We start from the raw sequence: 23,200 nt of genomic DNA, 5'->3' as shown, positions 1-23,200 counted from the left end.
AATTTGCGTCACCTATGAAAATCTACCCTATCGAAGCTGGAAACTTTAAGTTGGATGGTGGCGCTATGTTTGGCGTTGTTCCCAAATCTCTTTGGATGCGAACAAACCCGGCAGACAGTAATAATATGATAGATATTGCCGCGCGATGCATGCTCATAGAAAACGGTGACAGACTTACGTTGATTGATACCGGAATGGGCAACAAGCAATCTGATAAGTTTTTTGGATACTACTTCCCCTGGGGAGATCACAGTATTGACAAATCGCTTAAAAAGCATGGTTTCCATAGAGACGATATTACCGATGTGTTTATGACACATTTACATTTCGACCACTGTGGCGGTAGTGTACAAAGGAAAAAAGACCAAACGGGTTACGAGCCTGCTTTTAAAAATGCTAAATTCTGGAGTAATAAAGACCATTGGGAATGGGCAACCAAGCCTAACCGTCGTGAAAAGGCTTCGTTTTTAACCGAGAATATTATGCCTATGCAGGAAAGTGGGCAATTGCATTTTGTGGAGAAACCTACATCCGATTTTTCTGAAAATTCTGCATTAGACTTCGGCATTTTCTTTGCAGATGGGCATACCGATAAGCAAATGATTCCGCATATAAAATATCAGGACAAGACTGTGGTCTTTATGGCAGATTTGTTACCAACTGCTGGTCATTTACCACTTCCTTTTGTGATGGGGTACGACACTAGGCCGCTGTTAACCATGCCTGAAAAAGAAAAATTCTTGAACACAGCCGCAGATAATAACTTTTATCTGTGGTTAGAGCACGATGCTCACAATCAAATAATTACCGTAAAACATACTGAGAAAGGTGTTCGCCTGAATCAGACTTATACTTTTAATGAACTTTTTAATTAAACTTAAACGAATGAATATTTTAAAATCTTCTCTTTTTGCCCTCTCTGGAGCGGCCTTGTTAGTAAGTTGTGGTGGTGCGGTAGCGCCTATTGTTTCCACTCCTATTGGAAATATTGATCAAACACCTCTTAAAACCACTCCTTTAACGGATGCCCAAAATAAAAATTGGGGTGCTAAAGATTTGGTGATGGATACCATTCCCGGCATGAGCGTTGACAAAGCATATGCCGAAATTATAAAAAAACAAAAAGGGCAAACGGTAATCGTAGGTGTAATAGATAGTGGGATAGATGTTGAACACGAAGATCTTAAAAATGTTATCTGGACCAATGAAGGAGAAATTCCTAATAACGGAAAAGATGATGACAACAATGGGTATATAGATGATATACACGGTTGGAATTTCCTCGGAAATATTGTTGCCGAAAACATGGAATACGTAAGGATTCTAAAAAAGCTAAAGCCTAAATACGACGGTAAAACTGAAGCTTCCATAAGTGCTGCAGACCGTTCGGAATACGATCTTTACAAAAAAGCAATGGCCGAGTATGAAAAAGAAAAACAACAGGCCACAGCACAAACTACACAGTACATGGGGATTTTGGAGCAAGTAAAGCCCGCTCATGCTGCTATGACGACAAAATTTGGTAAAGCAGATTACTCAAAAGAAGACCTTGCTGGAATAAGCAACCCTACACCCGCAGAGCAGCAACAAATCCCAATGTTAACTCAAATGTTGAATTTTGGCGATAGTGTTCCAGAGGTAATTAAAGAATTGGAAGGCGGTATTGAGTACTTTGGTGGAAGGCTAGACACACATTTTAATTTGGATAAAGATTTCAGAAAAGAAATGTTGGGAGACAACCCAGATGATAATTCAACGAAATTCTATGGAAATAACGATGTTGACGGTCCAGATCCAAAAGAAGCAGATGCAAAGCACGGTACCCACGTAGCCGGAATTATTGCGGCAGAGCGTAATAACGGTATTGGAATGAATGGTGTAGCAAACAACGTAAAAATCATGGTGGTACGTGCAGTACCAGATGGGGATGAGTATGATAAAGACATTGCAAACGCAATTAGATATGCTACAGACAATGGGGCAAAAGTGTTAAATACTAGCTTTGGAAAATACTATTCTACACATCCAGAATGGGTAATAGAAGCTATTAAATATGCTGAAAGTAGAGACGTATTAATTGTAAACGCTGCAGGAAACGAAGGATTAAACCTTGACGAAAACATTGTATATCCTAACGATCAAACAAAAACAGGTATAGAATACGCTAACAACGTATTAACCGTTGGAGCTTTAAATTTAAAATACGGTGGCGAAATGATTGCTAATTTTTCAAACTACGGAAAAACAAACATCGACGTTTTTGCCCCAGGAGTAAAAATCTGGTCAACAACACCCTTAAATACATACGAATACCTTCAGGGAACTTCTATGGCGGCTCCGGCAGTTGCAGGTGTTGCAGCAGTAATCCGTTCTATGTATCCTAATCTTACCGCTTCACAGGTAAAGAAAGTAATTATGGACAGTGGGTTGGCTTCAACAGCTACCGTTGTATTAGGAGGAGACGCTTCTAATACCGATTCTTTTCAGAATATTTCAAAATCTGGAAAAATGGTGAATTTGTATAACGCTTTAATTATGGCGTCTAAAATGTAACCCAAGCCTCCACCTAACCTCCCCGTCCCCCTCTCGGTCTCCCCCGAAGGGGGAGAGGTAGATATAATTTTTAAAAATAGATAAAATGAAAAAAACACTTTTAAATAGCTTTTGGGCATTGTTGCTGGTTGTTTCAGTAACGGCTCAAAACAACACGGGTTACTGGCAGCAGAAGGTTGATTACAAAATGGATATTGATGTAGATGCCGAGAACTTTCAGTATAAAGGAAAACAAACGGTAGTATACACCAACAATTCTCCAGATGTGTTGGACCGTGTATTCTATCATTTGTATTTTAACGCTTTTCAACCAGGAAGCGAGATGGACGTGCGTTCGCGTAGCATTGCAGATCCTGATGGAAGAGTAACGGATAGGATTTCAAAATTAACACCACAGGAAATTGGCTATATAAAACCGACCATGTTTACACAGGATGATCAAAAACTAAACTATGAGATTGTAGGAACGGTTATGGAGGTTCAATTAAACAAGCCTATTCAGCCAGGACAAAGCACCACTTTTAAAATGGAATGGGACGCACAAGTGCCCGTTCAGGTTCGCCGTAGTGGAAGAAATAATAGTGAAGGCGTGGCACTTTCTATGACCCAGTGGTATCCAAAATTAGCCGAATACGATTTCCAGGGCTGGCACGCAGATCCATACATAGCCCGCGAGTTTCACAGTCCGTGGGGAGATTTTGATGTGACTATTCATATTGATAAGGATTACACTGTAGGTGGAACCGGATACAGCGCAGCAAACGTAAAAGGCGGAAGTTATCCTGAAGTGAAAAATAGTAAAAATGAAAAAAAAACCTGGCAATTTTTAGCGCCAAAAGTTCACGACTTTACGTGGGCGGCAGATAAGAATTATATTCACGACCAGTTTGACGGACCTAATGGAGTAACACTAAATTTTTACTACAAAAACAATCCTGAAATTAAAGAGAACTGGAAGAAGTTACAACCCATGACGGCAGAATTGCTGAAATATTTTAACGAACATATTGGTGAATATCCGTACAAACAGTATTCTGTGATCCAAGGTGGAGATGGCGGAATGGAGTATGCGATGTCAACCTTAATTACTGGGGAGCGTAAATTTGGAAGTTTGTTTGGTGTAACAGCACACGAAATGGCGCATACGTGGTTTCAGTTTTTATTGGCTACCAACGAAGGCAAACACGAATGGATGGACGAAGGGTTTACAAGTTATATTTCAACCCTGGCCGAAGAAGAAATTACAAAAGGAGACAATCCAAATCCAATGGCTGGATCCTATCGCGGCTATCTGTCTTTAGCAACCAGCGGTAAAGAGGAGCCTGCTACAACCCATGCAGATAGATACAACCTAAATCGTTCGTATTCTATTACGGCGTATAGCAAAGGAGCTGTATTTTTATCACAATTAGGCTATGTTATCGGGAAGGAAAATTTAGACAAAACACTAAAGCAGTACTATAAAGATTGGGCTTTTAAGCATCCAACACCAAACGACTTTGTTCGCGTGGCCGAAAAAGTGTCGGGCTTTGAGCTGGATTGGTACTTAATGGACTTTATGCAAACCACCAAAACTATAGATTATGGTATTCAAGGTGTGGAAGCTAATGCGAATGGTGGTACTACAGTTACTTTACAGCGCATTGGTTTTATGCCCATGCCTATAGATTTAAGTGTGATGTACGAAGATGGTAGCGAAGAAACTTTCTACATTCCACTACAAATGGCACGTGCCGAAAAGAAAAATCCATACAGCGCTGTAAAATGGACGGTATTAAAAGACTGGGCCTGGGCATACCCAACCTACAGTTTCGACATTCCAACAGGCAAAAAGGTGAAGAGCATGGTAATAGATGCCAGTACCTTAATGGCAGATGTGAACCGTGAGAATAATACGTTTGGAGTAGAGTAATTTATTCTGAAAATAAGACCTAGACCCTTCAGTTATACTATTGAGGGGTCTTTTTATATCTTTACGCCATAGCGCTCACTTTCGAAAAGAAAGAGAAATTAAAATCCCGTACTTGGGCTACGCTCAGTAACCTAAGATATTGAAACCATTATTGTATGAACCTGTCATTCCCAAAAAAGGAGAAATTAAAGTCTCGAAAACTAATCACAAAGCTTTTTGAGGAAGGAAAAGGGGTGTCAAAATTTCCGGTAAAACTGTTGTATCTCCCTCTTGAAATGCTAGAAAATCATCAGGTTACTTTTGCTGTTCCGAAGAAAAATTTTAAAAGCGCTGTGGATAGGAACCGAATCAAAAGGCAACTTAGGGAAGCGTATCGGCTACAGAAAGAAGTGCTTGTTTCAACTTCTGAAACAAAATTCGCGTTGTTGTTTTTGTATCTTGACAAGAAAAAACCACAATATGAGGAGTTGGAAAAATGTGTTGCTGTATTGCTGAAAAGGTTATTGAAATGACAACTCCACAACAAATATCCCAACTATACCAAAACCTCATCCACGGAGGCAACTACACAGGTGTAAGCTTTCAACAAGTGCTCGCTGATATCACGTTTGAAGAAGCCATCACAAATGTGAGTTCTTTAAACACTATTGCTACATTGGTGTATCACATTCAGTATTATTGCAATGCGGTGGTAGGAGTTTTGGAAGGCGGGTCGCTCAGTGCAAAAGACAGCCTGAGTTTTGACCATCCTCCAGTTACTTCGGCAGCAGCTTGGGAAGAATTAAAAACACAAACTTGGCAAGAGGCCGAAACATTTGCGAACTTGGTTGAGAACCTTTCAGAAGAAAAACTTTCAAAAGAATTTGTAAAAGATGCCTACGGAACTTACTACAGAAATATCCACGGGATAATTGAACACACACATTACCACTTAGGGCAGATTTCAATCTTAAAAAAACTCATTCGGGAGAAATCATTGTAATTCATCTATTTCCGCAGAAATTTTATACCTTTAAAACATACGCCAACTAGCTATTTTCCGTTGTAACACAAAGCCTATCAAGATGAAAAAGAAACTCTTACTTTCGGCACTTGCCGTCACCATATTCTTCACGACCGTTAGTTTTAAAAACGATTTTTTTGAAATTGCGAAACAGATAGAAATTTTCACGACCATGTACAAAGAGTTGAACATGAATTATGTGGACGAAGTAACCCCGGCAACTCTTATGGACAAAGCCATTAAAGGAATGTTGGAAGATCTGGATCCCTACACGGTGTATTGGAATGAGCAGGAAGTGGAAGATGCGCGCATTCAAAATTCTGGAACCTATACTGGTATTGGCGCCGCGGTAAAAACGTTAAAAGAGAAAATTATTATTATAGAACCTTTTAAAGGCTACCCGGCAGACGAGGCAGGATTAAAAGCGGGTGACGAAATTATAAAAGTAGGAACCACTACTCTGGCCAATTTTGACGATGACGCAGGCGAATTGCTGAAAGGCGTTTCAGGATCTACGGTAGAAATCACCTATAACCGCCAGGGGAAAACCCAAACCACGACCCTTAACCGCCGTAAAGTAGAAGTAAAAGCAGTACCGTATTATAAATTACTAGACAACAATATTGGGTATATCGTACTACAAAAATTTAATAGTAAAACCACTATTGAAACCAAAGCAGCGCTCTTAGAATTGAAAGAGCAAGGCGCCGATAAAATAATCTTAGATTTAAGAGGAAACCCAGGCGGACTTTTAAATGAAGCGATTAGCATCGTTAATCTTTTTGTGCCAAAGGGCGAAGTAATCACCACCACAAAATCGTCTATAGAAAAATACAACAAAGTCTATAAAACCACACAAGAGCCTGTAGATATCGAGATCCCTTTGGTTGTTTTGGTAAATGGGCGCAGTGCTTCGGCAAGCGAGATTGTTTCTGGCGGGCTTCAAGACTTAGATCGCGCTGTTATTGTGGGTGCTCGTAGCTTTGGAAAAGGCCTCGTACAACGCCCTCAAAAACTCACTTATGGTACGCAATTAAAAGTAACTATTTCACGCTACTATACGCCTAGTGGGCGTTGCATACAAGCACTCGATTACTGGAACCGTGACGAAAATGGTGATCCCGTTCGTGTAGACGCTAAAGAATATAATAAGTTTACCACAAAAGGAGGAAGAACCGTGTATGACGGCGGTGGAATATTACCAGATATTAAAGTAGAAACAGCCGTTTTTAGCCCAATTACTACTGCCCTGCTTAAGGATCAGGCAATTTTTGATTATGCTACGGCATATTATTACAACAACCCAATGACAGATTGGAAGGGATTTGAATTTAAAGATTCAGATTTTAAGAATTTTATCGATTTTTTGAAAACTAAGGGTTTTGATTACCAAACTGAAACCGAAAAAGAATTTGCTGAAGCCCTTCGTAGTGCCGAAGATGAAGATATTGCCAGTGATATTTCGGCTAGTTATCAAGATTTAATGAAATCGATTGACGCTGCCAAAGAGAAAAAACTAGTCGCCAAAAAAGCCGAAATAAAATCGTTATTATCAGATGAAATTTTGAAGCGCTATTTCTATAAAGAAGGGCTGTACGATTACCAGGTGGTGTACAATCCTGAAATTTTAGCAGGAATAGAGGTGCTGACTAATACAAGTAAGTACACTAAGATTTTAAAGAAATAATTACGGGTTCTCGGTTCCGCTCGGACACCAATTTAACTTTCGTTGGTTTTTCCAACCGGTGTGCGAGCGGAGCCGAGGACTAATCTTATACTATGGACCAATTTCTCCTATTTTTTGAAAGTATGCCAACCTGGATGAAAGCTCTTTGGGTGTTTTTTGTCTTGGGTTTCTTTTGGATTTTGGAAGGGTATTATAGTTTGGTCGTTCTGAAATATAAGAAGTGGAAGCACGCTAAAGTGAATTTGGTGCTGCTGCTTTTCGTAATGCTCATTAACGCAGTTTTCGGAATAGTAACCGTGAGTATTTTTGAGTGGTTAGATACTTCACAATTTGGCTTATTGCACTTGTTTCATGCGCCTATTTGGGTAGAACTACTTATAGCAATAATTCTCTTGGATTTAATTGCCCAGTATTTTGTACATTTTTGTTTACACAAAATACCCGCGATGTGGCGCCTGCACATCGTACACCATAGCGACAAAAATGTAGATGCTACTACTGGTACGCGTCACCATCCTATTGATTTTATTATCCGGGAGAGCTTTGCGCTGCTGGCGGTTGTGATTACTGGAATGCCAATTGCTTTTTATCTTTTTTACCGCATCTTAAGTGTTGCATTTACCTACTTTACCCACGCTAATATTTCGCTTCCAAGAGGGCTTGATAAGGGGTTAAGTTATGTTATAGTAACACCCAATATGCATAAGTTTCACCATCATTACCAATTGCCCTGGACCGATAGTAACTACGGAAACATGCTTTCGGTTTGGGATCGATTGTTTGGTACATTTGTATACGGAGATACAGCGAAAATTCAATATGGGATAGATATCGCAGACCATACTGACGATGAGAGTATTGGGATTCAATTAGGAATTCCCTTCAGTAAAAAAATAAGGTCAAAATCTTCATTTTGAACATCTTAACATTCCTTTAAGTGCTTTCTGAAGACCAATGTTGTATCTTGTCCGTTATGGTACAAATAGATAAACAGGAAAATACAGATACGCTCGAGGAATCGGTTGCGTATTTAGAAAACAAAGGGTTCGAAAACATTAAAGCAGATATAGAGGGCTATGAAACCCCTAAATCGTACAGAAAAGCTGGAAGTGATATTAGTATTACACCAGATATTGTGGCCGAGCGCGCCGGCATTAAACATTATTTTGAAGTGAGCTTAAAAAGTGAAAAACCACACTTATTAAAATCTAAATGGAGATTTTTAGACGTGTTAACACGTATGAAAAATCATCGTTTTAAAATCATTACAAGAAGAGGGCACTACAAGTTTACCAACGATATGTTGAAAGACTTGAACTTAGAGAAAAATCTTATTAAGCTGTAACCATGGCAATATGAGGAATCCCGTCTTCAAGGTATTCTTCGCCAGTAGTTACGAAATTGTGTGATTCGTAAAATTTAATTAAATAGGTCTGCGCCGAAAGTTTTATACTTTCGGTGTGGTACCTTTTTTTTATGGCTAGTATGGAAGCTTTCATAACGTCGTGTCCAAAACCATATTTTCGTTCTTTTACAGCTACCACCACCCTACCAATAGCGGCTTCCTCAAAATAAATTCCTGGTTCGAAACATCGCGTGTAGGCAACTATTTTTCCTTCTTTTTTACCAATAACATGAAGTGCTTTTTGGTCTTTCCCATCAATATCTTGATACACACAGTCCTGCTCTACTACAAAAACTTCACTGCGTAGCTGTAGAATATCGTGTAATTCGTTAAGAGTAAGCTCTTCAAATGTTTTTACAGTTATTTCCATACGTTCAAAGTTATATGTTATTTATTAAAAGTAAATAGTAGGAACCGCTGTATAAAACGCTCCGCTATGGGTAGCCCTTCAGCTTGCGGAAGCGGAACCACCCCGTAATAAATCCGGGGCAGGCTGTTCCCTTATTTTGGAAGGAGCATTTTGGATCTACTTTTTATAATTTTTTAATGCATTTCAATATAGTACTGCCTACTGCAACTGTTTATCTAAAATTAGTCCTGCACCACAATATCCTTTGCATCATCTTTCTTAAACTCTGGCTGAATATTTACGTGGTTTATTCCGAAATCATGATACAACCGCTCTTCAACCTGATCTAATATGGTATCAAATTGAGACAGGGTAATATCTTCGTGAAAATCTATATGCGCCTCTAGATGTGTTTCTTTCTCATTGAGTTGCCAAATGTGCATGTGGTGCACGTTCTTAATTTCGGGAGCTTCGGAAATTGCTTCTCTTAATTTTTCAAGTTGAATGTCGTCTGGTGTAAATAACATTAATATTTTAAAGCTGCTTTTCAGCAAGTCATAGCCCATAAAAATAAGATAGACGGCAATTAAAACGGTGAGTGCACTGTCTACCCAAAACCAACTAAAATATTTCATCAACAAACCACCTATCAATACAGCAACACTGGCCGACATATCCGTTAACAAATGTAAATATGCCGAACGCATATTCATATTTTCTTTGGAATCCTTTTTGAGTAATAAAACGCTTAAGCCATTGACCACGATTCCTAACAGCGCCAACCATATTACCAGTTCACTTTCAATTTCCTGCGGATTCATAAACCGCATGGCTGCCTCATAAATTAAATACACGGCAACAATTAATAAGGTAGAAGCATTTACAAAAGCGGCAATAATTTCGGCACGTTTATACCCGAAGGTTTTGTCGAACGAAGCGGCTCTTTTAGAATACCTATCTGCTACATAGCTTACTATAAGAGAAAGTACATCACTAAAATTATGCAACGCATCACTTAATAAGGAAAGACTTCCTGAAATAAGCCCACCAATTACCTGTGCGATGGTAATAATAATATTCAACCCAATAGATAATAGAAGTTTTCTTCCTTTTAGATCGGGATGGTCGTGTGAATGAGTATGCGAATGTGCCATTATTATTTAGTTCTTCCGCTTAAGCAGCATCTATTTTTATTATCCATTGTGTAGTTACAATACCTTCAATAGTAATAGAAAATTAAAGTACAAAGTACTTTAATACCTAATAGTTAAGAGCAGCCTATTTTTGCAACACGATTTTGGTGTCTGCCGCCTTCAAATTTGGTGTCGAGAAAGGTTTCTACCATGCCAACAGCTTGTTGTAATGAAGTGAATCTAGCTGGAATGCAAATAATATTGGCGTTATTGTGTTGCCTGGTTAAGGAAGTAATTTCTTTGGTCCAACAAATACCTGCGCGTACTTTCTGGTATTTATTAGCCGCCATCGCTACGCCATTTGCGCTTCCGCAGATTAAGATTCCAAAATCCACATCACCGTCGTTTACCGCTTTTGCCACAGGATTCGCAAAATCCGGGTAGTCTACACTGTCCAGTGTATCGGTACCGTAGTTGGTTACTTCAATATTTCTAGACTCTAATAATTTTACAATTGCAAATTTATAATCGGGTCCGGCATGGTCGTTTCCTATAGCTATTTTCATGGTGGGTATCTTTGTGACAAAGATACTATGTATTTCAGTTTTTAAAACTCTATTCAGTAAACAATTGAAATTCAATGTTTACCTTTTCTTAACGCTACGGTGTTATTTTAGTTAATAACATTGTTGATATTTGATAGTTCGAAAAGCACAAAAAAAGTTGCGGGGGCAGAAAGGAATTTCCATATGTTTTTTTAATTGGATTCCACAAAATATAACTTGTGTATTTGTAGTAGAGTTATGCGCATCAAAAGATAGTTTTCAAACAAAATAATTTAATAATCTTATTAAAATTAGGTTGTCAACATGGGTTATGAACAGCTGTTAATAGCATCTTGTAATTCGTTCATACTAAAGAGAACTACCTTCTTAAAAGTATGTTAACAACCCGTATAGAAACGGTAACAAGTTGAATTAAAAACAAACCTTCATAAAGTTATACCCCTTATTAACATGCCATCATAAACATCATTTAATTTTTAAATATTTAAAGAAAAAGAAAATATGATTATATAGTTGTTGAAAAGTATGATAAGTCTACTTCCATATACTTATGAACCTGTTCGGAATTACTCAACCTCATTGTTAGTTGTAAATATTTATAAATGTTTTTATTGAGAAAAGAAAGCGATTATCTTAGCTCTAAAGAGTAGGGTTTCTAAGGTAAAATTATTTAGAATCTACTTCTGAAATGCTCCCTTTAGGGCCGGGGTAAACATTTCAGCTAAACTCAAACAATGTGCAACCTGGAAGGATTATTTAAATTGTTTAAAATTTCGGCTGCTTCCGAAGCATCATCCTTATGAACCATAAGACGGATACCACCAACGGCATTGCTATGAAATGGAAGGACGCTTATCATCGTTTCGTTCTGAAAAACATAACGCAAGTCGGCCTGTTGCAATAAATGTTGCAAAACCGTATATTCACTAGCATACGTGAAAATTGCAATAAGCTGATAGTCTTTCATATAATTTAAAAATCGAACGTATACCAAGGTACTAAATCTTTCACAATGCAACCCTAGGGTTATGTTAATAATAGTACTTTTACGAATCTTAAGAAATAACTATGCCGCAACGTAACAAACGGAGAAATAAAAACAATAAAATAGAAGGATTGAGTAACGATATTTTAAGAATATTAAGGAAAAACCACTCGGAACCCTTTAATTACAAACAAATTTCTGCAAAGCTAGGACTTGACGATCCTAACAGCAGAAACCAAATCACAAAAAAACTGAAAGAACTACAAGGAAAAGGAGAGATCCAGGAGATAGAACGAGGAAAATATATACTTACCCCATCAAAAAATTACTATACTGGAAAAATGGATATTACAGGCCGCGGACGTGGTTTTGTAATTGTGGAAGATCTGGAAGACGATATAAAAATAGCTAACAAAAACTTAAATAAAGCCTTAAATGGCGACATTGTAGAAGTCTATGTTTTCAATAGAAAACGTGGCGGACGCATGGAAGGGGAAGTCACTAAAGTGATTGAACGCAAGCGAACCGAATTTGTGGGCACTATCCAGATCTCAGAAAAATTTGCGTTTGTAGAATGCCAGGGGTATAATATGTATACGGACTTTTTTGTACCCATAAGTAAAATAAACAAAGCTGAAAACGGAGACAAAGTACTCGTAAAAATGGAAGGTTGGGAAAATAATTCTGAATCTCCATTAGGAACTGTACTAAAAGTTTTAGGAAAACCAGGGGATCACAATACCGAAATCCATTCTATTCTGGCACAATACGGTTTGCCGTACGAATTTCCAGATGAAGTTGAAAAGTACGCCAATGAATTGGATACCCGCATTCACGAAGACGAAATTAAAAAGCGTCGTGATATGCGAAAAACCCTAACGTTTACCATTGATCCAAAAGATGCAAAAGATTTTGACGATGCGTTGAGCTTTGAAGTCATGAAAAATGGAAACTACGAAATAGGAATTCATATTGCCGATGTTTCACATTATGTAAAACCAGGCACAGTACTCGATGATGAAGCATACGAGAGAGCAACTTCAGTATATCTGGTAGATCGTGTGGTACCTATGTTACCAGAGATTCTATCTAACAATGCGTGTTCTTTAAGACCAAATGAAGAAAAATATACTTTTTCAGCAGTCTTTGAAATCAATAAAAAAGCAGAAGTAGTTAACAAATGGTTTGGAAGAACTGTAACCTATTCCGACGCTCGATTTGCGTATGAAGAAGCACAGGAAATTATTGAGGCTACGAGTTCGCTCAAGATGCAATTTGGGGATTCGATTGGGAAAGAACATAGAAATATTCCAGCAGATATTTCAATAACTGGAAAAGAATATACCATAGAGGAACCTATTGCCCAGGCTATTGTAGAAATGGATCGTTTGGCAAAAATTCTTCGTAAAAAACGAATGCACGCTGGTGCTATTTCTTTTGATAAATTAGAAGTGAAGTTTATTTTGGATGAAAAAAGCAATCCGGAAGGCGTTTATTTCAAAGAAAGTAAAGATGCTAATAAGTTGATTGAAGAATTTATGCTCCTCGCCAACCGTAGCGTTGCCGAAGTGATAGGAAAACAAAGCCCAAAGAAAACATTTGTGTACCGAGTGCACGACGAACCGGATGAAGAGAAGATAGCAGCGCTGCAAAACATTATCCGCCAGTTTGGATATAAAATGGATACACGTGATAGGAAAACGACCGCAGCCTCTATGAACAAGCTCTTAAAGGATGTACACGGCAAGAAAGAACAAAATATGATCGACACCATTGCCATCCGTACCATGAGTAAGGCACAATACACCGTCCATAACATTGGGCACTACGGCCTGGCGTTCGATTATTACACACACTTTACTTCGCCTATCCGTCGCTATCCAGATGTAATGGTGCATAGATTATTACAACGCTATCTGGATAAAAAAGAAACCGCCAAAGAAGAAACCTACGAAGACAAATGTAGACACAGTACCGAAATGGAAATACTCGCTACCAATGCAGAGCGTGACAGTATTAAATACATGCAGGTAAAGTATATGCAGGATCATAAAGACGAAGAATTTGTAGGGGTAATTTCTGGAGTAACCGAATGGGGAATCTATATAGAAATTGTTTCCAATAAATGTGAAGGAATGGCACGTCTACAAGATTTAAACGACGACCATTACGAGTTTGACAAAGAAAACTATGCCGTAGTAGGCCAAAAAACCAAAAACGCTTACGTCTTAGGGGATGAAGTGATGGTAAAAGTAAAAAATGCCGATTTAGTGAAGAAGCATTTAGATTTTACGATGTTAGGGCATTATAAGGGGTAACCGACTGATTTTATTGAAATTTTTATACATTTAATTTGGACATCCATTTTTAATTCCAGGGATATCCTGAGGTTAGTATAAAACAAGATTGGTAATTAGTATTCACAAACTGAATTTAAGTAAGTTTTCCATATTTAAATTAGATACAAGGTTACTCTGTTGAAAAACGGATTAGAGTAACGTATATAGTTTATAGCTTAGATAGTTAACGAAATTAAAAGTCGTATAAAATATAATTTAGTAAATCTTATAAAATTTTATCGCTACGCCATTACTCTGCTTACGCTGAAGTTAAATGCAGCACCTACAAAGAAATAAAAACGATTACTGAACACCGATGCTATGATAAGTACTATTTCAGTTCTTACACGTTATCCAATCATTTTATTTTTTAATAGTATCACTAATAATAAGTCTACACTCCATAAAATATTTCCGCTTGAGATACGATGGAAATAAGAATCGGTATTCAAACGTATTGTATCTTTATGTTTTAAAAGAAAATATTATGAAAGGAATCTTCACAGTGTTATTTTTTGCTAGCATTTCAATGATTGCCCAGGAATCTATCGAGAAAAATGTTGGCGACTTCAGCGAACTAAAAGTCTACGATTTAATATACGTAAACTTAATTCCTGCTGAAGAAAATAAAGTTGTTTTAACAGGCGAAGACGCTCAGGATATTTCCCTTATTAACAAAGATGGGGTTCTTAAAATTAGAATGGAAACGTCCAAATTATTTAGCGGAAGTGACAATGCTGTGGTGGTGTATTATAAAAACTTGATAATTATTGACGCCAATGAAGGCACACAAATACGAAGCGACCAAACTATAAAAAGAGACGTCTTAAAATTGAGAGTGCAAGAAGGCGGCGAGATAAAACTTACTGTTGATGTAAATGAACTGGTTTCAAAAGCCGTTACGGGCGGCAAGCTCCAGTTAAAAGGTACTGCAAAATTACACGACCTGAATATTAATACAGGAGGCATTTCCAGCGGAAAAGAACTTACTACCGAAACTACCAAAGTTAAAATAAAAGCAGGAGGCGAAGCAAACATTAGCGCAAGCGAGCTTGCCGAAATAAATATAAAAGCAGGTGGTGACGTGTTTGTCTACGGAAACCCAAAGGTGATTGACCAGAAAAAATTGTTTGGCGGGCGTGTAAAAGTAATCAAAGAAGCTCCGTAACAAAACCGCAAATCTTTGTAAATTTACGTTTCTATGTTTGACGGTTTACTCTTTGCAGCGTTTTATGGGTTCATTATGGCATTTGCTGTAGGGCCTGTTTTTTTTACGCTTATTGAGACCAGTATTACAAAAGGTTTTAGAGCAGGAGTTGCTTTTGATTCGGGTGCTATTTTCGCAGATATCATTTTTATCCTTATTGCCTATTTCAGTACTACAAAGCTTTTGGAACGAGTAAAACACGACCCTGCACTTCTCATCTTTGGAGGAGGTTTATTAGTGGCTTATGGGATTATTTCTTACATACGAACTACCAAGAATATCTATAAAATAGTAAGAGATCACCATGCTTTGGAGGTTAAAAAGAACTTAGGAAGCCTTTTTGTAAAAGGATTTTTTCTAAATTTTGTAAACTTTGGCGTCTTAGCTGGTTGGGTAGGAATGATTATTATTGCAAATGCTCATAAAGCAACAGAACGTGGAGTTTGGTCTTTTATCATTACAGTGCTAATTGTTTTTATCTCCACAGATATTTTGAAAATTGCCTTAGCTAAAAAGCTAAAAAACAAAATGACTCCAAGATTTACTGTGAAAACTAAAAAGTGGGTGTGTATTTTAATTATAGTTTTTGGGGTTTTTATGTTGTTTCAAGGCGTATTTCCAAATCAAGTTCAGAAAAGCTTAGAGAACATTCCCGATAAAAAAGAACTTATAGACAAACCTATTCCACCTTTGGAAGAGGATATTATTGAGACACAGTAAGGAAATTACCCAGTGAACCAGTAAGTGTTTAGTAGAAATTTTTTTACTGAAAACAATTTTATAAGACACTCAATCAAGGACATACCTAATAACGTCAAACTAAAAATCCCAACTCGAAAGAGTTGGGATTTTTTCTGAGGCATCAAGCGGATTCGAACCGCTGTAGAAGGTTTTGCAGACCTCTGCCTAGCCACTCGGCCATGATGCCAGTATGAATTGGCAAATATAGAAATTTAATACAAAAGCAAACAACTTAATCCTTTTTTGATTTTATTAAACCATCCTTTAAGGTTTAGATATAAGCTTGCTGAATTTAAAAGACCGAATTTAAGGAAGTCCTAAAAAAAATATAAGGATTTTTTGACAGCTATTTATTAACTCGTACTGAGCGGAGCGGAAGCCGACATAGTTACAACAACTTCCGCCACATCACCTCCAATAGGCGGATTCAGTTTTGAAATTGAAACTTTTGCTTTTCTAACAAGCGGAATTTCAGTAAAAACGCGATCGATAATGCGTTGCCCTACTTGTTCTAGTAATTTACTACGTTGTGCCATTTCGGTTTTAATGATATGTTGCAGGTGTACGTAATCTACAGTATCATTAAGACTATCTGTTTTTGCAGCTTCGCTTAAATCGGCTTTCACAGTTAAGTTTACCAAATAATCACTTCCAATTTTTTCTTCTTCAATCAAGCAACCGTGATTGGTGAAAATGCGAACGTTTTTAAGGCGAATGGTACTCATAGAGGATCTTTTTACAAAGATAGAAAATTCCTTCCTCTTGCATCCTACGAGCTAATTTTAAGCGAGAGGAATGCACCTTGGGGTGTGTTTTTCATTAACTTTGCATATCTTTTAGATGTCCGGTCGAGCGCAGTCGAGAACTTTTTAGTTTGGGAACATCAAAATAACCTCTCGACTGCGCTCGAGGAGACCATTGTAACATGACAGAAGAAAAGGAACCACTCAACTTTATAGAACACATTATAGAAGACGATTTAAAAGCATCTTACTCAAAAGATGATCTACAGTTTCGTTTTCCACCGGAGCCTAATGGATATTTACACATTGGGCACGCTTCTTCTATTTGCTTAAACTTCGGCTTAGGATTGCGCTACAATGCTCCTGTAAACCTTAGGTTTGACGATACAAATCCGGCAAAAGAAGAACAAGAATTTGTAGACGCCATTAAAAAAGATATTCTTTGGCTAGGGTATGAATGGACAAAGGAATGCTATGCTTCAGATTACTTTCAGCAATTGTACGATTGGGCTGTTCAGTTTATAAAAGAAGGTAAAGCGTATGTAGATTCGCAAACTTCCGAACAAATTGCAACTCAAAAAGGAACCCCTAACGAGCCTGGAGAGGAAAGTCCTTTCAGAAATCGTCCTGTAGAAGAAAGTTTAGAGCTTTTCGAAAAAATGAAAAATGGCGAAGCAGCCGAAGGTTCTCACGTATTACGCGCTAAGATAGATATGACCTCTAGTAATATGTTAATGCGAGATCCCGTGATGTACCGCGTTTTGCATAAAGCACACCACCGTACCGGTACCGATTGGAAAATATTTCCTATGTACGATTGGACGCACGGCGAAAGTGATTACATAGAACAAGTGTCCCATAGTTTCTGTACGTTAGAGTTTCTACCTCATAGAGAGCTGTACGATTGGTTTTTGGACCAAGTGCACGACAGCGAGACGTTACGCCCTAAGCAAAGAGAATTTGCCCGCAGAAACCTAAGTCATACGGTTGTGAGCAAAAGAAAGTTAGCAAAACTGGTAGAAGAAGGTGTGGTAACTGGCTGGGACGATCCTAGGATGCCCACCATCTCAGGCTTACGCCGAAGAGGTTACACCCCAGCTTCTATTAAAAATTTTGTAGATAGTATTGGCGTTGGAAAGCGAGAGAATTTAATCGATGTTTCGCACTTAGAATACAACGTTCGCGAAGATCTCAACAAAAAAGCAGACCGTGTGATGGCGGTGCTGGATCCATTAAAAGTGGTAATTACCAACTACCCTGAAGGTGAAGAAGAATGGCTGGAAGCTGAAAATAATCCAGAAGACGATGCTGCAGGAAGCAGACAAGTTCCTTTCTCACGTGAAATATATATTGAACAAGACGATTTTAAAGAGGAAGCCAACCGAAAATTCTTCAGACTGAAATTAGGCGGCGAAGTACGATTTAAGAACGCCTATATTATTAAAGCTGAAAAAGCAATTAAAGATGAAGCCGGAAATATTACTGAAGTGCATTGCACCTACGATACCGATAGTAAAAGTGGTAGTGGTACCGAAGCATCATTGCGCAAAGTAAAAGGAACCTTACATTGGGTATCTGTTACACACGCACTACCCGTTGAAATACGTTTGTACGATCGTTTGTTTACCGAAGCTTCACCAGATACGCACAAAGACAAAGATTTTATGGAGTTTATTAACCCTAATTCTTTAGAAATTATTACGGGATATGCAGAGCCAAGTTTGGCAAATCTTATACCTGAAGATACCGTTCAATTTCAACGATTGGGATATTTTACTGTGGATAAAGATTCAACTGAAAATAAAATAGTTTTTAACCGTACGGTGGCCCTCCGAGATTCTTGGACAAAAATAGACGGTTAGTAGCTTAAATTTTAAGAAACAAGACCTCTATTTTTTGAAAACTTTAAGATAATTTGGCAGGGTTTAAGTGTTTTTAAGAAATCTTTATCATTTGTAATTTGGGTATTAACCGGTTGTTAACAATGCTTAGAGGATTGTTAAACTATCTTTGTTAGAAACAACAAATAATAACTTAAAAACAACGAACATGGCATCAAATACAGGACAAACCTTACTCGCACTACTAACCGGAGCAGCAATAGGTGCTGGAATAGGTATTTTATACGCTCCAGACAAAGGATCTAATACGCGAAGTAAAATTGACAAAGAGCGCAAAAAAGCTCAGAAAAAATTAAACAAACAATACCACGATACAAAATCTAATTTAACCGAGCAAGCTCAAAAAGCAAAGTATAATTTTCAGCAAAAATTAGATGATACCCTATCATCAGCAAGTCACAAAGCAGATGATATTTTATTGGCAATGGAAGACAAACTAGAAGCGTTGCGTAAACAAAATGCTAAGTTGCAAAAAGACGCAACTTTAGATAAAGTAAAATCTACTGTGAAAAAAGCAACTGTCTAAGTATGGCTTTTAAAATGCTAACTGAAAACCTGAGCGAATCGGGGACCAAACTGCAGGAATACATTAAAAATTCGGCGGAGTATTATAAACTTCGCCTTTTTAAGCATGCCATGAAGTTATCTACTTCTTTAATCAATATGTTGGTTTTAGGAGGTATCTTTATGCTGTTCCTGATGTTTTTTTCTTTCGGGATTGCTATGTGGCTAGGACGCATTTTAGATAGTATGTTATTCGGTTTCTTTATCGTAGCAGGTGTTTATTTATTAGTGTTTTTGCTAATTTTATTCTTCGGAAAAAAACATATTGATAAAGCAATACTTTCAAAATTTTCAGAGCTTGTCGTGGAAGATATAGAGAAAGAAGAGCATATGTTTGATGATGATGTTTCCTTTGAAGATTTCAATGAAAAGAAGCTGCCAAATGAAAACGAGATACCATGAAAAAAAAATACACGACATTTGAAGAGCTGGATCAAGATATAAAACGAGCCTATTTACGATCCGAGATTGATAAAGAGGAATTAAAGTTAAGCTTGAACGAGGCTAAAGATAGTTTAACACCTGGTAAAATTGCCACAGCAGTTTTAGGTGGCGTTGCAACCAGTGCCGTTCTAATTAAACTACTTACGCCTTTAGCTTCTTTTGCGATAGGCAGATTGCTTCAAAAATATAAAGAGTACTAAGCAAGTGTATTCCAAACAAAAAAGCCCGATTTCTATTAGAAATCGGGCTTTTTTTATCGGCCATATTAACGATAGGAGGAATTAAATGATATTAAACACACACGAGTTAGAGACCCCAAACATATACTAGGTTCAGTATGCTGTGTACTATATCACTGCCTTACAAGATGATTAGTACTGTACATCCTCATCTCTTTCTGGTGGTGGCGTACGCTTTCTGGTTTTGGAACCTATACCTTTAGCAGCGTTGGTCTTTTTCATCTCTTCTCCAATCTGGTTGCTGGCTACAAAACTGGCAATCATATCGTTCAACATATTGCTTCCCGCCTGGGGAGAATTAGGAAGTAAAATTAAATTGGTATTGGTTGCTTCCCCAATACTTTGTAATGTATCGTAATGTTGTGTTACAACAATTAACGCACTAGCTTCTTGGGAATTAATTCCTACATTGTTTAATACGTCCACACTTTCTTCTAGTCCGCGAGCAATTTCACGACGCTGGTCTGCAATACCTTGTCCTTGTAAACGCTTGCTTTCGGCTTCTGCACGAGCTTTTGCAACTATTTTAATACGCTCTGCTTCTGCTTCGTATTCTGCGGCAACTTTTTCACGTTCAGCAGCGTTAATTCGGTTCATTGCTGCTTTTACTTGTACATCTGGGTCAATATCGGTAACCAGAGTTTTTATAATGTCGTACCCGTAGTCGCTCATCGCTTCGTTCAGTTCAGACTTTACGGCGATGGCAATATCATCTTTACGTTCAAAAACATCGTCCAGTTTCATTTTAGGAACTTCGGCACGTACCACGTCAAAGACATACGATGTAATTTGATCGTGCGGGTTCTGAAGTTTATAAAAAGCTTCATACACCTTTTCACGAATTATTTGAAATTGTACCGAAATTTTCAGCTTTACGAATACGTCGTCTTTCGTTTTTGTTTCAACAAGTACATCCAGTTGCTGAATTTTTAAATTCACCCGTCCTGAAATGCGTTGCACGACCGGAATTTTGAATTGAAGTCCAGAAGTCCTAATGCTGCTAAACTTTCCGAAGTTTTCAATAAGTGCTGCTGTTTGTTGCTTTACTACAAAAAAAGAGGAAAGTAATAAGAAGAAAATAATAATCCCAAGGGGAAACAATAAAATAAGCGCTACATTCATGATGTAAAAATATTAGTTAATATATTCCGTTCAAGATACGAAAATAAAGCTATTTTTGGTTTCAAAATTACATCCTCATGACGCGTTTAAAAACATTCCTTTTCCTTGCTGTTACAGTCTTACTCGCTACATCGGTCCTAGCTCAACGGAATTATAACGATTACAATCGCATAGGTATACAAGGAGGAGTCTCTTTATTCGACATTAATACCTCCAATTTTGTGACCGAGCGACAAACGGGTTTTGCTGCCGGGTTTACTACGAGAGGGTCTTTTAGAAATGATTTTGATCTTATTTATGGATTAACTTTTTTTAGTAATAAAGTTGGGGTTTTAGGGTCTAATCTGGCCAACTCACCTTTTGAGAAACAATTTATCACCTATACAATTCCCAATGTGCAGCTTAATTTTCTAGGGAGTTATAATATTGTAAAGCATCATTTTAGTATAGAATTTGGACCAATCCTGAATGTAAACGGGAATATGAAAGTAGATAGCGAGCGGTTAGAAAATTATATTCTGGACGGATATACAACGCTGCGGGCTCAAGATATTGAAGACATAAGTCCAATAAATTTTCACGTAATGGGTGGAGCTACCGTAGGTTTGGAAAGTTTTAGGCTAAGTGCACAATATCAATATGGGGTTACCAATATGTTTAATAAACTGAACGACCAAAATCTGGAAAATCCTTCTGGCGATCCCTTCAAAGGAAATAGCTCGACCATTGTACTAATGGCGGTCGTTTATTTTTAGGTTTCAGACCTTTTTAAAAACAAGTTATTACGCCATAAAAACAACCGCCGCGTCAACACGGGCAACCGCCTCTTTTTTCCCTAAAATTGAAATAATCTCAAACACATCCGGGCCTTTCATTTCGCCCACCAAAGCTAGTCGTAAAGGCATCATTACTTTACCAAAACTAATTTCGTTGCTGGTAATCCACCCTTTTATATTGTCTGAAATATTTGTTGCTGAAAAGTCTTCCGTAGCATTTAATAGCTCCACAACTTTCTGAAGTAGTTCCAAAGTATCTTCTTTAAAGGCTTTTTTGGATGCTTTTTCGTCATAGGTTGAAGGTGCCTCAAAGAAGAAACTGCCCTGTTCCCAAAGATCTTGCACAAAGGTAGCGCGCTCTTTCAATAGAGGAACAATAACTGAAACATCAACGGAGTGCGAAACACCTTTCTCGTCTAAAAACTTTTTAAACTGAGCTGTCAAAACCCCTTCGTCCATCTCCTGTAAGTAGTGATGTTGGAACCACTTTGTTTTTTCAGGATCGAACTTTGCCCCCGATTTGTTTACGCGTTCCAATTCAAAAGCAGCGGTTAATTCTGCCAGGCTGAAAATTTCCTGTTCCGTTCCAGGGTTCCAGCCTAAAAAGGCGAGCATATTTAGAACGGCTTCAGGTAAATAACCATCTTCTCGGTAGCCTGAGAAAGTATCGCCCTCTGCTGTTTTCCACTCTAGCGGAAATACAGGAAAGCCCATTTTATCACCATCTCGCTTGCTTAGTTTTCCTTTACCCACAGGCTTCATTAATAAGGGGAGGTGCGCAAATTGTGGGGCATCCCAACCAAAAGCGCGGTATAACAATATGTGTAGTGCCAGTGAAGGCAACCATTCTTCCCCACGAATTACGTGGCTAATTTCCATTAAATGATCATCTACAATATTTGCCAGGTGATAGGTTGGCATGCCGTCGCTTTTGAAGAGCACTTTATCATCTAATACATTCGTATCAATCTGCATAGTACCTCGCACCATATCAGTTAGTGGTAAGGTCTCGTCTTGTGGTGTTTTAAAACGGATAACATAGTCTTCGCCAGCGTCTAATTTTGCCCTTACTTCAGTTTCAGAAAGGGCCAAGGAGTTATCTAGTTTGAGACGGTTGTGCCAATTATAGATAAATGTTTTACCTTCTTCTTCGTGTTGTTTTCTATGCGCATCCAGTGCTTCGGAAGTATCAAAAGCGTAATATGCATTACCACTATTCAGGAGTTGATCTGCATAATTTCGGTATAAACCCTTGCGCTCACTTTGTCTGTAGGGACCAAAATTGCCGCCAGAAACGGGACCTTCGTCTGCTTGCATATTCAACCAGTTTAAGGCTTCAATAATATAGTCTTCGGCACCCTCGACGTAGCGGCTTTGGTCGGTATCTTCAATTCTAATAATAAAATCACCACCGTGTTTCTTGGCAAATAAATAGTTGAATAAAGCTGTCCGAACTCCACCAATATGTAAAGGACCGGTTGGACTAGGAGCAAAACGTACGCGAACTTTTTGAGACATAAATTATATTTTT

Annotated in this window: 23 protein-coding genes and 1 tRNA gene; 16 read left to right on the top strand and 8 right to left on the bottom strand. The window is 38.0% G+C overall.

Going from position 1 to position 23,200, the window contains the following annotated elements; genetic code table 11:
• Window positions 1-14 precede the first annotated feature (14 nt).
• The 8 genes from ACQ2HF_RS04465 (at window position 15) to ACQ2HF_RS04430 (ending at window position 8,500) form a co-directional block, all read left to right on the top strand.
• Complete coding sequence (locus ACQ2HF_RS04465) at window positions 15-875, top strand: MBL fold metallo-hydrolase (protein WP_432412323.1); 861 nt, start codon at window positions 15-17, stop codon at window positions 873-875.
• A 10-nt stretch (window positions 876-885) separates the two neighbouring features.
• Entirely contained in the window at window positions 886-2,553 is a 1,668-nt protein-coding gene (locus ACQ2HF_RS04460) for a S8 family peptidase (RefSeq protein ID WP_432412322.1), read from the top strand.
• 85 nt (window positions 2,554-2,638) lie between these two features.
• Entirely contained in the window at window positions 2,639-4,465 is a 1,827-nt protein-coding gene (locus ACQ2HF_RS04455; RefSeq protein ID WP_432412321.1) for a M1 family metallopeptidase, read from the top strand.
• A 155-nt stretch (window positions 4,466-4,620) separates the two neighbouring features.
• A complete protein-coding gene (rnpA, locus tag ACQ2HF_RS04450) occupies window positions 4,621-4,977 on the top strand; it encodes a ribonuclease P protein component (protein ID WP_432412320.1) in 357 nt (118 codons plus the stop codon).
• Entirely contained in the window at window positions 4,974-5,447 is a 474-nt protein-coding gene (locus tag ACQ2HF_RS04445; RefSeq protein ID WP_432412319.1) for a DUF1572 domain-containing protein, read from the top strand. Before rnpA ends, ACQ2HF_RS04445 begins: the two co-directional genes overlap by 4 nt.
• Before the next feature lie 82 nt (window positions 5,448-5,529).
• Window positions 5,530-7,155: a S41 family peptidase gene (locus ACQ2HF_RS04440; RefSeq protein ID WP_432412318.1), complete on the top strand. Its 1,626-nt coding sequence runs from the start codon at window positions 5,530-5,532 to the stop codon at window positions 7,153-7,155.
• Window positions 7,156-7,247: 92 nt separating this feature from the next.
• A complete protein-coding gene (locus tag ACQ2HF_RS04435) occupies window positions 7,248-8,072 on the top strand; it encodes a sterol desaturase family protein (RefSeq protein WP_432412317.1) in 825 nt (274 codons plus the stop codon).
• Window positions 8,073-8,128: 56 nt separating this feature from the next.
• Window positions 8,129-8,500, top strand: coding sequence for a hypothetical protein (locus ACQ2HF_RS04430; RefSeq protein WP_432412316.1), 372 nt, complete (start codon window positions 8,129-8,131; stop codon window positions 8,498-8,500).
• Here the strand turns inward: ACQ2HF_RS04430 and ACQ2HF_RS04425 are convergent.
• The 4 genes from ACQ2HF_RS04425 to ACQ2HF_RS04410 form a co-directional block, all read right to left on the bottom strand.
• Entirely contained in the window at window positions 8,490-8,930 is a 441-nt protein-coding gene (locus ACQ2HF_RS04425) for a GNAT family N-acetyltransferase (RefSeq protein ID WP_432412315.1), read from the bottom strand. The genes ACQ2HF_RS04430 and ACQ2HF_RS04425 overlap by 11 nt on opposite strands.
• A 221-nt stretch (window positions 8,931-9,151) precedes the next feature.
• Window positions 9,152-10,063, bottom strand: a complete 912-nt coding sequence (locus ACQ2HF_RS04420; RefSeq protein WP_432412314.1) for a cation diffusion facilitator family transporter — start codon at window positions 10,061-10,063, stop codon at window positions 9,152-9,154.
• Window positions 10,064-10,176: 113 nt separating this feature from the next.
• Window positions 10,177-10,608 carry a ribose 5-phosphate isomerase B gene (gene rpiB / locus ACQ2HF_RS04415; protein WP_432412313.1) on the bottom strand — a complete coding sequence of 144 codons (432 nt, stop codon included), beginning with the start codon at window positions 10,606-10,608 and terminating at the stop codon, window positions 10,177-10,179.
• 727 nt (window positions 10,609-11,335) lie between these two features.
• Complete coding sequence (locus ACQ2HF_RS04410; RefSeq protein ID WP_432412312.1) at window positions 11,336-11,575, bottom strand: DUF2007 domain-containing protein; 240 nt, start codon at window positions 11,573-11,575, stop codon at window positions 11,336-11,338.
• Window positions 11,576-11,676: 101 nt separating this feature from the next.
• On the opposite strand from ACQ2HF_RS04410, the gene ACQ2HF_RS04405 reads away from it, so the two are divergent.
• The 3 genes from ACQ2HF_RS04405 (at window position 11,677) to ACQ2HF_RS04395 (ending at window position 15,859) form a co-directional block, all read left to right on the top strand.
• Window positions 11,677-13,911: a ribonuclease R family protein gene (locus tag ACQ2HF_RS04405; protein WP_432412311.1), complete on the top strand. Its 2,235-nt coding sequence runs from the start codon at window positions 11,677-11,679 to the stop codon at window positions 13,909-13,911.
• Between the two features lie 508 nt (window positions 13,912-14,419).
• Window positions 14,420-15,100: a head GIN domain-containing protein gene (locus ACQ2HF_RS04400; RefSeq protein ID WP_432412310.1), complete on the top strand. Its 681-nt coding sequence runs from the start codon at window positions 14,420-14,422 to the stop codon at window positions 15,098-15,100.
• 33 nt (window positions 15,101-15,133) lie between these two features.
• Window positions 15,134-15,859, top strand: coding sequence for a LysE family translocator (locus ACQ2HF_RS04395; protein ID WP_432412309.1), 726 nt, complete (start codon window positions 15,134-15,136; stop codon window positions 15,857-15,859).
• Window positions 15,860-15,996: 137 nt separating this feature from the next.
• Here the strand turns inward: ACQ2HF_RS04395 and ACQ2HF_RS04390 are convergent.
• Window positions 15,997-16,067, bottom strand: a tRNA-Cys gene (locus tag ACQ2HF_RS04390).
• Window positions 16,068-16,233: 166 nt separating this feature from the next.
• Entirely contained in the window at window positions 16,234-16,605 is a 372-nt protein-coding gene (folB, locus tag ACQ2HF_RS04385) for a dihydroneopterin aldolase (protein WP_432412308.1), read from the bottom strand.
• 200 nt (window positions 16,606-16,805) lie between these two features.
• Here folB and ACQ2HF_RS04380 point away from each other — a divergent pair, with 200 nt between their 5' ends.
• The 4 genes from ACQ2HF_RS04380 to ACQ2HF_RS04365 all read left to right on the top strand — a co-directional run bounded on the left by ACQ2HF_RS04380 (window position 16,806) and on the right by ACQ2HF_RS04365 (window position 19,732).
• A complete protein-coding gene (locus ACQ2HF_RS04380) occupies window positions 16,806-18,485 on the top strand; it encodes a glutamine--tRNA ligase/YqeY domain fusion protein (protein ID WP_432412307.1) in 1,680 nt (559 codons plus the stop codon).
• Window positions 18,486-18,672: 187 nt separating this feature from the next.
• Window positions 18,673-19,050, top strand: a complete 378-nt coding sequence (locus ACQ2HF_RS04375; protein WP_432412306.1) for a YtxH domain-containing protein — start codon at window positions 18,673-18,675, stop codon at window positions 19,048-19,050.
• Window positions 19,051-19,052: 2 nt separating this feature from the next.
• The gene (locus ACQ2HF_RS04370; protein WP_432412305.1) at window positions 19,053-19,490 is read left to right on the top strand and encodes a phage holin family protein; all 438 of its coding nucleotides are present in this window, start codon (window positions 19,053-19,055) and stop codon (window positions 19,488-19,490) included.
• The gene (locus ACQ2HF_RS04365) at window positions 19,487-19,732 is read left to right on the top strand and encodes a DUF6327 family protein (protein WP_432412304.1); all 246 of its coding nucleotides are present in this window, start codon (window positions 19,487-19,489) and stop codon (window positions 19,730-19,732) included. The genes ACQ2HF_RS04370 and ACQ2HF_RS04365 overlap by 4 nt, the downstream gene beginning before the upstream one ends.
• 171 nt (window positions 19,733-19,903) lie before the next feature.
• Here the strand turns inward: ACQ2HF_RS04365 and ACQ2HF_RS04360 are convergent, their stop codons facing one another.
• Window positions 19,904-20,893 carry an SPFH domain-containing protein gene (locus ACQ2HF_RS04360; RefSeq protein WP_432412303.1) on the bottom strand — a complete coding sequence of 330 codons (990 nt, stop codon included), beginning with the start codon at window positions 20,891-20,893 and terminating at the stop codon, window positions 19,904-19,906.
• A gap of 77 nt (window positions 20,894-20,970) precedes the next feature.
• On the opposite strand from ACQ2HF_RS04360, the gene ACQ2HF_RS04355 reads away from it, so the two are divergent.
• A complete protein-coding gene (locus ACQ2HF_RS04355) occupies window positions 20,971-21,648 on the top strand; it encodes a hypothetical protein (protein ID WP_432412302.1) in 678 nt (225 codons plus the stop codon).
• A 27-nt stretch (window positions 21,649-21,675) separates the two neighbouring features.
• On the opposite strand, the gene gltX is transcribed toward ACQ2HF_RS04355, so the two are convergent.
• On the bottom strand, window positions 21,676-23,187 hold the full coding sequence (gltX, locus tag ACQ2HF_RS04350; protein WP_432412301.1) for a glutamate--tRNA ligase: 1,512 nt from the start codon (window positions 23,185-23,187) through the stop codon (window positions 21,676-21,678).
• Between the last annotated feature and the right edge of the window lie 13 nt (window positions 23,188-23,200).

The organism is Rasiella sp. SM2506 (assembly GCF_050859505.1).
GTDB lineage: Bacteria > Bacteroidota > Bacteroidia > Flavobacteriales > Flavobacteriaceae > Marinirhabdus.
This window is presented reverse-complemented; position numbering and strand designations above follow the sequence as displayed.

Bases quoted from the DNA above. Each gene is read 5' to 3' on its own strand.
- ACQ2HF_RS04465 (WP_432412323.1), top strand. From the start codon at position 15: ATGAAAATCTACCCTATCGAAGCTGGAAACTTTAAGTTGGATGGTGGC.
- ACQ2HF_RS04460 (WP_432412322.1), top strand. From the start codon at position 886: ATGAATATTTTAAAATCTTCTCTTTTTGCCCTCTCTGGAGCGGCCTTG.
- ACQ2HF_RS04455 (WP_432412321.1), top strand. From the start codon at position 2,639: ATGAAAAAAACACTTTTAAATAGCTTTTGGGCATTGTTGCTGGTTGTT.
- rnpA (WP_432412320.1), top strand. From the start codon at position 4,621: ATGAACCTGTCATTCCCAAAAAAGGAGAAATTAAAGTCTCGAAAACTA.
- ACQ2HF_RS04445 (WP_432412319.1), top strand. From the start codon at position 4,974: ATGACAACTCCACAACAAATATCCCAACTATACCAAAACCTCATCCAC.
- ACQ2HF_RS04440 (WP_432412318.1), top strand. From the start codon at position 5,530: ATGAAAAAGAAACTCTTACTTTCGGCACTTGCCGTCACCATATTCTTC.
- ACQ2HF_RS04435 (WP_432412317.1), top strand. From the start codon at position 7,248: ATGGACCAATTTCTCCTATTTTTTGAAAGTATGCCAACCTGGATGAAA.
- ACQ2HF_RS04430 (WP_432412316.1), top strand. From the start codon at position 8,129: ATGGTACAAATAGATAAACAGGAAAATACAGATACGCTCGAGGAATCG.
- ACQ2HF_RS04425 (WP_432412315.1), bottom strand. From the start codon at position 8,930: ATGGAAATAACTGTAAAAACATTTGAAGAGCTTACTCTTAACGAATTA.
- ACQ2HF_RS04420 (WP_432412314.1), bottom strand. From the start codon at position 10,063: ATGGCACATTCGCATACTCATTCACACGACCATCCCGATCTAAAAGGA.
- rpiB (WP_432412313.1), bottom strand. From the start codon at position 10,608: ATGAAAATAGCTATAGGAAACGACCATGCCGGACCCGATTATAAATTT.
- ACQ2HF_RS04410 (WP_432412312.1), bottom strand. From the start codon at position 11,575: ATGAAAGACTATCAGCTTATTGCAATTTTCACGTATGCTAGTGAATAT.
- ACQ2HF_RS04405 (WP_432412311.1), top strand. From the start codon at position 11,677: ATGCCGCAACGTAACAAACGGAGAAATAAAAACAATAAAATAGAAGGA.
- ACQ2HF_RS04400 (WP_432412310.1), top strand. From the start codon at position 14,420: ATGAAAGGAATCTTCACAGTGTTATTTTTTGCTAGCATTTCAATGATT.
- ACQ2HF_RS04395 (WP_432412309.1), top strand. From the start codon at position 15,134: ATGTTTGACGGTTTACTCTTTGCAGCGTTTTATGGGTTCATTATGGCA.
- folB (WP_432412308.1), bottom strand. From the start codon at position 16,605: ATGAGTACCATTCGCCTTAAAAACGTTCGCATTTTCACCAATCACGGT.
- ACQ2HF_RS04380 (WP_432412307.1), top strand. From the start codon at position 16,806: ATGACAGAAGAAAAGGAACCACTCAACTTTATAGAACACATTATAGAA.
- ACQ2HF_RS04375 (WP_432412306.1), top strand. From the start codon at position 18,673: ATGGCATCAAATACAGGACAAACCTTACTCGCACTACTAACCGGAGCA.
- ACQ2HF_RS04370 (WP_432412305.1), top strand. From the start codon at position 19,053: ATGGCTTTTAAAATGCTAACTGAAAACCTGAGCGAATCGGGGACCAAA.
- ACQ2HF_RS04365 (WP_432412304.1), top strand. From the start codon at position 19,487: ATGAAAAAAAAATACACGACATTTGAAGAGCTGGATCAAGATATAAAA.
- ACQ2HF_RS04360 (WP_432412303.1), bottom strand. From the start codon at position 20,893: ATGAATGTAGCGCTTATTTTATTGTTTCCCCTTGGGATTATTATTTTC.
- ACQ2HF_RS04355 (WP_432412302.1), top strand. From the start codon at position 20,971: ATGACGCGTTTAAAAACATTCCTTTTCCTTGCTGTTACAGTCTTACTC.
- gltX (WP_432412301.1), bottom strand. From the start codon at position 23,187: ATGTCTCAAAAAGTTCGCGTACGTTTTGCTCCTAGTCCAACCGGTCCT.